The sequence below is a fragment of the Chryseobacterium sp. MYb328 genome, assembly GCF_037572595.1.
GTDB classification, from domain to species: domain Bacteria; phylum Bacteroidota; class Bacteroidia; order Flavobacteriales; family Weeksellaceae; genus Chryseobacterium; species Chryseobacterium pennae.
The window spans coordinates 41,365-53,737 of the sequence record NZ_JBBGZQ010000012.1; the positions used below are offsets into that span (position 1 = coordinate 41,365).

Sequence of the window (12,373 nt, forward strand, 5' to 3'; positions counted from 1 at the left end):
TTTATATCCATTCTAATTATTGACTATTCCTTAACAAACCATTACATAATCTTAAACTATTTGTTTTCTCCCCGTAAAGTCTAATTAACACTATGTACTTAGTTTTGTCATAATCGAAATTCAAAAAAATTAATTATGAAAATTAATAAAACTATTGGAGCCCTAGTCTTTGCAGCACTTGTTTTTCAAGGCTGTAATGATGATGATAACGGGGATCAAAACAACCCTGTCAATGACAAGGTCAAGATTGAAAATTTTTCTAAAGAGTCCGCTTTTGTTTATGGGATGACGGGTTTTGAAAACTTAAATATTACCACACTTATTTCCAGTTCTGATGTTCTTTCAGGTTCTCCTGATTTCGTTTTCGGAGGACAGCCTGACGGAATGGGAATCATGAAAGATCCTAACTCAGACGGTTACCTGATGATTACCAACCATGAGATCAAGCAGTCTGTATCTAGAGTATATCTGGATAAAACTTTCAGACCTGTAAAAGGAGAATATATTTTAAATGGATCCGGAGGAATGACAAGATTATGTTCTGCTACCCTAGCGACCCCTGAAATTCATGGCTTCAGTGCATTCCTTACTGCCGGAGAATCTGGTGAAGAAAGTATGGTTCATGCTCTGAATCCATTGGCACCAGCATCTCAGGCATCGGATAAAACCAGAGTAAAACCGGCTTTAGGAAAAGCTTCTATGGAAAATGCAGTTCCACTTCCTAAGGATGTTTCCAATGGAAAATCTTATATTCTGATTGGCGAAGACCAGTCTTATTCTTCTTCTCACCAGTCTGCAGGACAGCTGATCATGTATGTTGCCAATACTCAGGGAGATCTGGATAACGGTAAACTGTATGCTCTTAAAAGAACCAACAATAATTATACTGAAACGGATATGACGAAAGGAAACAACTACGACGTAGAGTTTGTTGAGATTCCTAACGCTAAAAACCTTACCGGAGCTCAGATTAATCAGAAAAACATTGATAATAATGCGATCCGTTTTTCAAGGGTTGAAGATGTGGACTACAGAAAAGGAGCAGGAAAAGGAAGAGAAATCTACTTTACCGCTACCGGAGAATCTTCTGATGGGGTAAGTCCAAAACCTGGATTAACGATGTGGGGAAGAGTTTACAAACTTGTGCTTAACTCCAGCAATATGCTGACAGGAAAATTAGAAGTAGTTGCAGAGGGAGATTCTAACCCAGGAAATAACCTGATCAATCCTGATAATTTATGTGTAACTGAAAACTATGTTTACATCCAGGAAGATGGAGATTCATATTATAAGGCTGCAAATCATGATTCTCATATCTGGCAATTGAATATTGCAACAAAGCAATATAAGCCATGGCTGAATATGAAACATAACAGAGGTAATGCTGCATGGAACACGGCATACAACCAATCCGGAGATCTTCAGAAATTCGGTTCCTGGGAATATGGAGCAATGGTTGATATTTCTGATATCATCAGGGTTCCTAATACATTTGCCGTTAATATCCACTCTCACACATGGCAGCTGGATAAATTTAAAAATCCTGACGGTTCTGCAATCAACACCAACAAAGAAGGTGGACAAATTGTAATTATCAGAAACGTAGAAAAATAGTTTTAATTACTCCTATTAATCCAAGTATCAACAGAAGATCTCTGTTGATACTTTTTCATACTTATGAAGAAACTTTCAAAATATCCGATACTTCTTCTTTTATATTCCGCAACAGCTCTTTTTGTCCTTTCATATTGTAAAAGAGAAAAGCAGCAGCCGGTATATGAAGATCTGGGTTCTGTAAAAAACAGGATCACAACCATCAATACTGATTTTGAAAAACAGATCAATGAACTGAAAACCCTGGTTTCCAAAGACTCTGATGAAAAACTTCTCCAGAAGAAGTTTGAGAGTATCAGAAAGACCTACAAAAAAATGGAATGGGCCATAGAATACTTTCTTCCCCACTCTGCCAGATTTATTAACGGGCCGGCGCTTCCTGAAATAGAAATGGATGAACACACAGAAATAGAACCTGAAGGGCTGCAGGTTCTGGAAGAAATGCTGTATCCCTATCAGAAAGAAAATAAAGATGAGATAAACAGGATGCTCAGCAAACTCATCAATAAAAGCAATACCATAAAAACCAATTTCCAGGTTATCACCGTCAGTAAAGATCAGGTTTTTGATGCTTTGAGACAGGAAGCTTTCAGAATTTCCAGTCTGGGAATTTCAGGTTTTGACACCCCCATTTCCGGAGTATTTTTAAAGGAAATTCCTTCTTCCCTGGAAGGTATTAAAGAAACGTTGGAGCAGATATCAACTGACAGATCAAAAGACAAAGCTCTAAAAAGTATTATAACGGAAATCAATGCTGCCACTGAAGTCCTGAAAAAAAATACAGACAAGAATACATTCGATTACATAAGTTTTATACCGGATCATCTCAATAAAATCACCGATCTGATGCTTGATTTTAAAAATCAGGAAAAAATCCCTGATGTAGAAGTTACGACTGCCTTAAACAAAAATGCAGCTACTTTTTTCTCTAAAAATGCCTTCAACCCTAATGCTTTCACTCCAGGAAAAGAATATGCTTTTTCTGAAGAAAAAGCAACTCTCGGACATCAGCTTTTTAATGACCCTATTTTATCAAATAACAACAACCGCAGCTGTGCAACCTGTCACATTCCTGAAAAAGCATTTACTGATGGCCTTGCGAAATCTATGTCACTTGAAAATTCAGAACTTACAAGGAATGCTCCTTCTCTCAACTATGCCGGGTTTCAGCATGGTCAGTTTTGGGATATGAGGAAAGATGATCTGGAAGGGCAAAGCTCAGATGTTATCTCTAATAAAGAAGAAATGCACGGTGATTTAAATGTTATTCTTGCCAAAATTAACCAGGATAGAAATTATCAGGCTGCATTTAAAAAGATTTATCATTCACAAAAAACTGAGGTGTGGCAGCTTCAGAATGTATTGGCAAGTTATATACGTTCTTTAGCAAAATTCAATTCCAATTTTGATGAATACATGCGGGGAAATAAATCGGCGATGAGTGAAAACCAGAAACGAGGGTTTAATCTTTTTGTAGGAAAAGCTCAATGTGCAATATGCCATTTCATTCCTTTGTTCAATGGTACCGTTCCCCCTACTTTCAAAAAAACAGAACAGGAAGTGTTGGGAACAGCTACGAATGGAGAAAATAAAACATTTGACAATGACCTGGGAAGAGGAAAATTTCATGAAACGGTGGCTTCACTACAGCATTCTTTCAAAACTCCTACCCTCAGAAACATTAATAAAACTGCACCTTACATTCACAATGGAGGTTATAAAACTTTGAAAGAAGTCATGAACTTTTATAATAAAGGCGGTGGAAAAGGTTTTGGATTTAAAGTAGAAAACCAGACCCTTTCTGATGCTCCGCTGCAACTGACCGAACCTGAAATAAATAATATTATTGAATTTATGAGGGCTTTAGATGATCGGTAAACAATCCAACCTCCAAAAAACGATAAAAACTCCTGAGCAGATAGAATTCGGGAGTTTTTTTATTGGAAATTCTCGAAAAATACAGAAACACCATCTGAAGTCAGAATTTCAATCAGCTGTTTTAGGAAAACATCCATCCTTATATTAGATTAAATCAATGTTATACTGTGTTAAAAACTTTTCTACCACAATAAATATCATTATTTTTGACATAGTTTTTTTACATGAAAAGGGGTTTACAGTTATTATTTTTCCTGATATGCTTTCTGGGGTATTCACAGCTGAAAATTAAAGTTGTTGACGGCTCCACTCAAAAGCCAGTCTCCAATGCCAAGGTTTTCTGTGGTACTACCATTCTTGGCTATACCAATACTCTGGGAGTCCTGGAGTTTAAAACAGCATGCCAGAATATTGAGGTTGAAGCTGAATCTTTCCAAAAAGAAACCACAACTGTAGAAAGCAGTATGGAGGTTTCTCTAAATAAAAAATCTTCAAAGACCACCAATATTGAAATGGTAGTGATTGAAGATAAAAGTGATCCGAGAGCTTTGGAAATCCTGAAAAAGGTCAACAAACTATTCAACGAGAATTCTCCTAAAAGCTTAGGCTCCTATGCTTATAAATCGTACGAAAAGATCTCTCTGGACATTGATGAAGACAGTCTTTCTCAATTTAACCAGTATTTTAACGATTTAAATTTCTTCAAGAAAAAGAGGGAAAAAGACTCACTGAATAACATCAATGCAAGGAAAATATTTGCGAAAAGCAAACTCTTTCTCTGGGAAAGAGCACAGGAGTTTTTATACTCTAAAAAATATGGTGAAAAGATCAATATTCTAGATAACAGGATTTCAGGACTGAAACAGCCGGTCTATGAAATGATTGCCCTTCAGCAAAGCAACAGGGATATTGTCCCTGAACAGGTAAAACCTGAAAACAGGGGGCTTTACAGGTACTTCCTTTCTGATACCATCGAACTTGACGGAAGAAAAAACTTTGTGATCCGCTTCCGTGAGGTCAATTATAAAAATCCTGACAAAAAAAGAAAATATACCGGAGCCATCTACATAGATACTGAAACCTACGGGATCAAAAAAATTGAAAACTTCAGTAAAAACAAGAATGACGGAATTATTACCAGCACCTGGATTTTCTACAACAACAAATGGTTTCTTGCCCATGAAAAGACCAAACTTAAAATGGGTAAAATGGCCATGGACGATAAGGAACATGCAGACAAAAAGGACAAAAAAAGCTTTGGAACTTATGCTTTTCTTACCTCAAAATATTTTGATTTTCAATCTCCCATTGAAGAAAAAGCCAAGGACTTCAAAGGATATACTTTTGATGTAAAAAGCATTGACGGGCATTCTCTTGACCGATACAGAACCGAGCCTCTTACTGAAAGGGAGAAGAATACCTATAAAACTGTTGACAGTTTAGGTAAAAAATATAAAATTGACAGCAAAGCGCAGATCATTTCCGGGCTGCTTAACGGGCAGATCAGAGTAGGTGTCGTAGATTTTGCCGTAGATGAAATTGCAAACTTTAACTCGTACGAAGGATTCAGATTGGGATTAAAAGCTAAGATCAATGAAAACTTCAACCCTTACTTCTCTCCGGATTATTATTTTGCGTATGGTGTAAAAGACCGAAGATGGAAATACGGAATGGGAATAGATATTAAAACAACTTTGGAAAAGAATTCCTTTTTCAGATTTGACTTTTATGATGATGTAACCGCTTCTGGTGAGTTCTACAGAAGACTCTGGAACTTTAAGATGAGAATGATGAATTTTGGAAATAATCTTAATAATGATAAGTATTTCCACTTCAAAGGAGCATCATTATCTTATCTGAATGACGTAACGAATGGTCTCACCCTTGCCTTAGCCGTAAGAAGAAATATTGAAGAAGCTCAGTTTGATTACCAATTCAGGGATGGCGGAGCTTCCTTTAAGAATTTCAACACGTTGTTTACCTTAAAATATTCACCTAATTCAACCAATATTATGACCCCTCAGGGAAAATCCCTGATCGATCAGAAATATCCGGAGCTGTATTTTAACTATGAACAAAGCTACAAAATGGCAGGCGGAAGCTTCAATTATTCCCGTTTTGATGCGCTTTTTGTACATAATTTCAAGACCGCCATCGGAACAACAGGTTTCAGACTGTACGGAGGAGTGGTTTTGGGAGAAGCTCCAATCTGGAAGAATTTCACAATGAACGGACTGGCATCACCTGGCAAAGATTTTAATTTTAACCTTACTTCATTCCTTGGATTTGCTACATTGGAGGGGGGAAAATACTATAATGATAAATTTGTCGCGTATTATTTCACGCACAAACTGCCTTTGTATTTCAAGAGTTTCGGACATAATGTTTCCAGTTTTGATTTTGTACTTCGCGGAACGATTGGAGATATGAAACACCCGGAATACCATCAGTTCAGGTTTAAAGAATTAGATCACCTGTATCAGGAAGTAGGATTGGAATGGAATAACTTCCTCTCCAGCTACTTCAACCTGGGATTATTCTACAGAGTAGGTTATTATGCTACTCCACAATTCAAACAGAATTTTGCCATTCAGTTTAAATTAAAATTCCTGGAATTTTAAGCAAAAAAATTACACATATCATTAACATGCAAAGAATAGAAATAAAAGCGGAAGCCTTTTTTGAATTATTAAAATTAAAAGACACTTCCATGTGGGTTATTTTCTCACAGATGATTGACGGAAATGAAAAAGAAATTATATTTTTAGACAGCGAGGACAAGATTCTTTTCAACTATATTTTACCTACTGATGCAGAGAAACTGGAAGAGGACAGAAAAGAATTCTCAAAACAGTTTGCCGACAAACTTGGCAGTTTAAATTAAAAGCTGATGAATAAGAACTATATTTTTTCATTGCTGGGGCTTCTTGTCTTCAGTATCGGAAACGCCCAGGGCTACAAAAAGCCACTGGTATCAGCTATTAAAGAAACGGATCTCAGAAAGGATATGTATGAAATGGCCGCCGATCAGTTCTGGGGTCGTGAAGCAGGAACACTGGATGAGTTGAAAGTATCTATGTGGCTGGCTGATAAAGCTAAAGAAACCGGAATGAAACCTGCGGGTGACAACGATACTTTTTTCCAGTTTTTTGAGATGTACAGACATCAGACGACTCCGCAAAGCACCCTGAAAATCGGAGATACCTCGCTACAATTGTGGAAAGATTTCCTTGTTGCAGAACCTGTAAATGCTTCGTTAGATGCAGAAATTGTATACGCCGGGAATACAGAACCCGAAGATCTTTCTAAGCTAAACCTTAAAGGAAAAGTTCTTGCTATCTATGCTTCTGATAAAAACATTGATAAGGAGATGACTCTTTTTGTAAGAAGATATCCCGGATTTGTAAGAACAAAATATTACAATAAAGCGAATGAACTGGGAGCAAAAGCTATCATTTTCATTACGGATGATATTTCTGAAAAAAGCTGGGTGGAAGTACTTCCTCAAATGACCAGAGGCAGCTATGGTGTAGAAGGATTAAGAGAGAAAATCACCAATAATATCCCTGTTCTCTGGATCAAGAGAGAGAATGCCAACTGGGTAAAAAACAATCCTAAAGTTTCTCTTAGCCTGATGACTGAAACGTACAAATATCCTTCAGTAAATATCATTGGGAAAATTGAAGGGACAGACCCTGTCCTTAAAAACGAATATGTTCTGCTGAGCGGGCATCAGGATCACGACGGAATCAGACATCCTGTAAAAAACGACACGATCTATAATGGTGCTGATGACAATGCCAGTACCTGTGTTGCGATGCTGGCCATGGCAAGAGCTTATAAAAAGCAGCCGGGAAAAAGAAGTATTCTGTTTGTCTTCCATGGTGCTGAAGAAAGAGGTTTATTAGGTTCGAGATGGCATGCTGCCCATCCTGTAGTTCCGAAAGAGAAAATTGTAGCCGTACTGAACGGTGATATGATCGGAAGAAATGATAATAATGAGGCTGCTTTATTAGGAGGAAACGCCCCTCACAAAAACTCTGAAGAGCTTGTAAAAATGGCTGAAGATGCCAATAATGAAAGTACAAAGTTCAAGTATTTAAAAGATTGGGATTCTCCGAATCATGCTGAATATTTTTATTTCAGAAGTGATCATCTTCCGTATGCTAAAATTGGGATTCCGGCAGTGTTTTTTACCAGTGTACTGCATGACCAATACCACACTCCGCAGGATGAATCTGAAAACATCAACTACAAAAAGCTGTATAAAATGACGGAATGGATGTACAGAACATCCTGGAAAGTAGCTAATGAGACTGAACGTCCGAAAGTTATTTCGAATTTTACGCTTGAAAGATAAAATGACCAAATCCGGTTCACGAATGTGAACCGGATTTTTCTTGTTTTAATGCCACGAATACACGAATAAAATCATTAGTGCATTCATGGCTAATAAAAATATGGTGAGATTTTAGACTCATCTTTATAACAATTAAATCAGCAGATTCATCAAAGACGGATCGTTATTAAGATAGTTCACAAAAAAATCCTGCTTTTTCATCTTGTCCATGAGTGGAGTGAAATCTTCTTTTTGTTTTAATGCAATTCCTACCACAGCGATCCCCTTTTCTTTTGAATTTTTCTGAGTATATTCAAAAAAAGTAATATCATCATTAGGTCCGAGCACATCCATAACAAAGGCCTTCAAAGCTCCGGGACGCTGAGGAAACCTCACAAGAAAATAATGCTTTAAGTTGGAATACAGCAAAGCTTTTTCCTTAATTTCTTCCATTCTGGTGATATCATTATTGCTTCCACTGATAATACATACTACATTTTTACCCTGTATCTGATCTTTATATTTTTCTAATGCAGCCACAGAAAGGGCACCTGCCGGTTCCGCAACGATAGCATCTTTGTTATATAAGGAAAGGATCGTTTCACACACAAGCCCCTCTTCTACTGTCACCATATCATGCAATGTATTTTTGCACAGTTCAAAAGTGAGATTGCCTACCTGCTGTACTGCGGCACCATCTACAAAACGGCTGATTTTTTCAAGGTGTACAGGTTTTCCGGCTTCAAGGGCTTTTTTCATGCTTGCCGCAGCTGAAGGTTCTACCCCGATAATTTTGGTTTGGGGAGACAGTTCCTTAAATACGGAACAAACACCTGCTGCCAAGCCACCACCACCAATGGGAACAAAAAGATAATCAATAGGGGCTTCTGCCTGATCCAGAATTTCCAGTGCCGTTGTAGCCTGCCCTTCAATGATCGCAGGATCATCAAAGGGATGAATGAATATTCCATCCTGTTCATTACAAAACCTCATCGCAGCTTCTTTTGCTTCATCAAAGGTATCTCCATACAGGATAATTTCAATATCATCACCACCAAACATCCTGACCTGCTCCAATTTTTGTCCGGGAGTGGGTAAAGGCATAAAAATAGTTCCTTTCACTTTCATCATATGGCATGCAAAAGCAACCCCCTGAGCGTGATTTCCGGCACTGGCACAAACAATTCCTCTGGAAAGCTCTTCCTGGGACATCGTTGTCATTTTATTGTAAGCACCTCGAATTTTATAAGATCTTACCCGTTGAAGATCTTCTCTTTTAAAGTATATTTTTGCATTATAAGCCCCTGACAAATTATTATTAACAGCCAAAGGGGTTTTGATACACACATTTTTAAGTCTTTCTGCTGCTTTATAAACAGTATCCAACATGGATAAATCAGTTTCTCCCGTCCTCATTTTTCTTTATGTATTAATTATTCTCCGGTCTCAGGCTGCGTACAGTTTTTCCTGCCCTCCACATTTCACTTTCTCTCAGCTCTGTTAATTCAACCTCCAGTTTTTCTCTGTAATCAGGCTTGCTGTTACTGTCAATTGATCTTTGGGCTTCATTTCCCGCGGCAACATTATCATACAATTCCTCAAATAAAGGAGAAGTGGCATCTCTGAAACGCTTCCACCAATCCAAAGCACCTCTTTGAGCGGTTGTACTGCAATTGGCATACATCCAGTCCATTCCGTTTTCTGCTACTAACGGCATAAGGGATTGGGTAAGTTCTTCCACAGTTTCATTAAATGCTTCTGAAGGACTGTGTCCGTTTTTCCTTAATACATCGTATTGTGCCGCAAATATTCCCTGTACTGCTCCCATCAATGTTCCTCTTTCTCCGGCAAGATCGCTGTATACTTCTTTTTTAAAATCTGTTTCAAATAAATATCCGCTTCCTATCGCAATTCCCAGAGCGGTTACTCTCTCTCTGGCTTTTCCTGTGGCGTCCTGATAAACGGCAAAACTACTGTTCAGACCTCTGTCCTGAAGGAACATTCTTCTTAATGAAGTTCCTGATCCCTTGGGAGCTACCAGAAAAACATCTACATCTGCCGGAGGAACAATTCCGGTACGTTCACTAAAGGTAATTCCAAAGCCATGTGAGAAGTACAATGCTTTTCCGGGTGTAAGATGCTGCTTTACTTTGGGCCAATATTCAATTTGTGCAGCATCACTCAGAAGGTAACAGATAATTGTTCCTTTCTCTAAAGCTTCTTCTATTTCAAATAATGTTTCACCCGGTACAAACCCGTCTGCCACAGCTTTATCCCAGGATTTCGAATTCTTTCTCTGCCCTACGATTACATTAACGCCATTATCTTTCTGATTAAGCGCCTGCCCTGGTCCCTGTACTCCGTAACCAATGACAGCCACTACTTCATCTTTTAATACTTCCTGAGCTTTTTTTAATGGAAATTCTTCTCTTGTTACTACATTTTCTTCTACTCCTCCGAAATTTAATTTTGCCATTTTCTATAATTTAATTTTGTTATTTATAATTTTAATTTTCTACTTAACTAGCATGTTCTATTGCTGTGAAATATGGATTCCTGTGATAATGAACCTCCAATATATCTACCTGTTTTTCCATTTGTCTGGTGATCTTCTGAACAGATTCCTCTGTTTCCCTGATGGTGATCACAAACTTTCTTATATTCTCTGTTTCAACAGGGCCCATATTGAAATTCACCATGGAAATCCTTCTTCTTGAGAAAATAGCATTGATCCTACTGATCAGCCCCAAACAATCCTCTGTATAGGCTGTTATCGTATACTCTTTATGTTCTTTTTTCATATTTTTCTGTTTACTTTACTGTTGATTATTCAATACAATTTCTGAAACACTCTTTCCCTGTGGAATCATCGGAAATACATTATGTTTTTTTCCTGTCATAACCTCCAGCAGGAACGCCCCTTTATGAGTAAGCATTTCTCTAAGTGCTTCTTTAAGATCTTCTCTTTGTGTAATTTTTCTTCCGGAAATATGATATCCGCCTGCCACCTGTACAAACTCCGGACTCTGGATATCTACAGAAGAATAGCGCTCTTCATGGAACAGCTCCTGCCACTGCCTTACCATTCCCAGATAACTGTTATTCAGAATTAAAATTTTAACCTCCGGACGATACTGCATGATGGTTCCCAACTCCTGAATATTCATTTGGGCACCTCCATCTCCCATCACTGCGATCACCGGAAGCTCACGTTCTCCATAAACAGCTCCTATTGCAGCAGGAAGGCAGAATCCCATCGTTCCCAATCCTCCGCTGGTAACATTAGTTCTTGGAAATTTAAATTCTGAATACCGGCAGGTTACCATCTGGTGTTGTCCCACATCTGTTACAATAACAGCCTTTCCCATCGTCATTTCATTAAGATACCGGATCACCTCTCCCATTGTAATTTCTTCTTCTGTAGGAAACAGTTCATCATTAATCAGATTAATATTTTCTGTCTCAAGACAATCTTTAAATTTTTGATGCCATTCCGGATGTTCTCTTTTTTGAATCACCGTTGTAAGAAGAGGCAAAGTTTCTTTACAGTTTCCAAGAACCGGAACATCCACTTTTACATTTTTATTGATCTCTGCTTTATCAATATCCAGATGAATGATCTTTGCCTGTTTCGCATACTGATCCAGCCTTCCGGTCACGCGGTCATCAAAGCGCATTCCTATTGCAATCAGGACATCACATTGGTTGGTAAGGATATTAGGTCCGTAATTTCCATGCATTCCTACCATCCCTACAGCTTGAGGGTGATCTGTAGGAAGAACACCCATTCCTAAAACAGTCCATGCTACCGGAATTCCGGATTTTTCTGCAAATTTCAAAAATTCCTTTTCTGCCTTCCCCAGCGTAATTCCCTGTCCTGCAATAATGAACGGACGTTCGGCCTGGTTAATGAGTTCCCCTGCCTGTTCAATATTTTCCAACGATGGAATCGGGTCAGGTGTATAACTTCTTAAAGAATCGCAGGGAGTATATTCTTTGTATGATACTTTCTGTAACTGAGCATTTTTTGTCACATCAATGAGTACCGGCCCCGGGCGTCCTGATCTGGCGATATAAAATGCTTTAGCCAGAACTTCCGGAAGCTCATTGGCATCAGTCACCTGATAATTCCATTTGGTAACCGGGCTGGTGATATTCATAACATCTATTTCCTGAAAAGCATCTGTTCCTAAAAGATGTTCAAAAACCTGTCCCGTGATACATACAAGCGGAGTATTATCCAGTAAAGCATCTGCTAATCCTGTCACAAGGTTTGTAGCTCCCGGGCCGCTGGTTGCCATTACCACTCCTACTTTTCCGGATACTCTTGCCAATCCCTGTGCTGCATGTACTGCTGCCTGCTCGTGGCGGACAAGAATATGCTCCAGCTGATCTTTATAATCATAAAGCGCATCATAAATGGGAATAATAGCACCTCCGGGATACCCAAAAACAGTCTTTACTCCTTCCCCAAGAAATGCCTCAAGAATAATCCGGCTTCCGCTCAGTTCTGTTTCTGTTGATCGATTTAAATTCTTCATG

The 12,373-nt window shown here is 38.4% G+C and carries 9 protein-coding genes; 5 read left to right on the forward strand and 4 right to left on the reverse strand.

All coding sequences use genetic code 11. The features are described 5' to 3' along the window. Nucleotides 1-135 precede the first annotated feature (135 nt). The 5 genes from WH267_RS13195 (at nucleotide 136) to WH267_RS13215 (ending at nucleotide 7,852) form a co-directional block, all read left to right on the forward strand. Nucleotides 136-1,614, forward strand: a complete 1,479-nt coding sequence (locus tag WH267_RS13195; RefSeq protein WP_340008832.1) for an alkaline phosphatase PhoX — start codon at nucleotides 136-138, stop codon at nucleotides 1,612-1,614. A gap of 63 nt (nucleotides 1,615-1,677) precedes the next feature. Next, the gene (locus WH267_RS13200; RefSeq protein WP_340008834.1) at nucleotides 1,678-3,492 is read left to right on the forward strand and encodes a cytochrome-c peroxidase; all 1,815 of its coding nucleotides are present in this window, start codon (nucleotides 1,678-1,680) and stop codon (nucleotides 3,490-3,492) included. A 224-nt stretch (nucleotides 3,493-3,716) separates the two neighbouring features. Continuing rightward, nucleotides 3,717-6,113 carry a hypothetical protein gene (locus WH267_RS13205; protein ID WP_340008836.1) on the forward strand — a complete coding sequence of 799 codons (2,397 nt, stop codon included), beginning with the start codon at nucleotides 3,717-3,719 and terminating at the stop codon, nucleotides 6,111-6,113. 26 nt (nucleotides 6,114-6,139) lie between these two features. Then, nucleotides 6,140-6,376 carry a hypothetical protein gene (locus tag WH267_RS13210; protein WP_340008838.1) on the forward strand — a complete coding sequence of 79 codons (237 nt, stop codon included), beginning with the start codon at nucleotides 6,140-6,142 and terminating at the stop codon, nucleotides 6,374-6,376. A 6-nt stretch (nucleotides 6,377-6,382) separates the two neighbouring features. Further along, nucleotides 6,383-7,852 (forward strand): M20/M25/M40 family metallo-hydrolase, encoded by a 1,470-nt coding sequence (locus tag WH267_RS13215; RefSeq protein WP_340008840.1) that lies wholly within the window; start codon nucleotides 6,383-6,385, stop codon nucleotides 7,850-7,852. A gap of 132 nt (nucleotides 7,853-7,984) precedes the next feature. Here the strand turns inward: WH267_RS13215 and ilvA are convergent, their stop codons facing one another. From ilvA to ilvB, 4 genes are read right to left on the reverse strand one after another with little or no spacing between them, the layout of a single operon-like run. Further along, nucleotides 7,985-9,247: a threonine ammonia-lyase IlvA gene (ilvA, locus tag WH267_RS13220; protein ID WP_340008842.1), complete on the reverse strand. Its 1,263-nt coding sequence runs from the start codon at nucleotides 9,245-9,247 to the stop codon at nucleotides 7,985-7,987. A gap of 13 nt (nucleotides 9,248-9,260) precedes the next feature. Next, entirely contained in the window at nucleotides 9,261-10,307 is a 1,047-nt protein-coding gene (gene ilvC / locus WH267_RS13225) for a ketol-acid reductoisomerase (protein ID WP_123319882.1), read from the reverse strand. A 43-nt stretch (nucleotides 10,308-10,350) separates the two neighbouring features. Continuing rightward, on the reverse strand, nucleotides 10,351-10,632 hold the full coding sequence (locus WH267_RS13230) for a hypothetical protein (protein WP_115972490.1): 282 nt from the start codon (nucleotides 10,630-10,632) through the stop codon (nucleotides 10,351-10,353). 15 nt (nucleotides 10,633-10,647) lie between these two features. Then, nucleotides 10,648-12,372, reverse strand: a complete 1,725-nt coding sequence (ilvB, locus tag WH267_RS13235) for a biosynthetic-type acetolactate synthase large subunit (protein ID WP_340008844.1) — start codon at nucleotides 12,370-12,372, stop codon at nucleotides 10,648-10,650. Nucleotide 12,373: the final 1 nt, after the last annotated feature.

Bases quoted from the DNA above. Each gene is read 5' to 3' on its own strand.
- WH267_RS13195 (WP_340008832.1), top strand. From the start codon at position 136: ATGAAAATTAATAAAACTATTGGAGCCCTAGTCTTTGCAGCACTTGTT.
- WH267_RS13200 (WP_340008834.1), top strand. From the start codon at position 1,678: ATGAAGAAACTTTCAAAATATCCGATACTTCTTCTTTTATATTCCGCA.
- WH267_RS13205 (WP_340008836.1), top strand. From the start codon at position 3,717: ATGAAAAGGGGTTTACAGTTATTATTTTTCCTGATATGCTTTCTGGGG.
- WH267_RS13210 (WP_340008838.1), top strand. From the start codon at position 6,140: ATGCAAAGAATAGAAATAAAAGCGGAAGCCTTTTTTGAATTATTAAAA.
- WH267_RS13215 (WP_340008840.1), top strand. From the start codon at position 6,383: ATGAATAAGAACTATATTTTTTCATTGCTGGGGCTTCTTGTCTTCAGT.
- ilvA (WP_340008842.1), bottom strand. From the start codon at position 9,247: ATGAGGACGGGAGAAACTGATTTATCCATGTTGGATACTGTTTATAAA.
- ilvC (WP_123319882.1), bottom strand. From the start codon at position 10,307: ATGGCAAAATTAAATTTCGGAGGAGTAGAAGAAAATGTAGTAACAAGA.
- WH267_RS13230 (WP_115972490.1), bottom strand. From the start codon at position 10,632: ATGAAAAAAGAACATAAAGAGTATACGATAACAGCCTATACAGAGGAT.
- ilvB (WP_340008844.1), bottom strand. From the start codon at position 12,372: ATGAAGAATTTAAATCGATCAACAGAAACAGAACTGAGCGGAAGCCGG.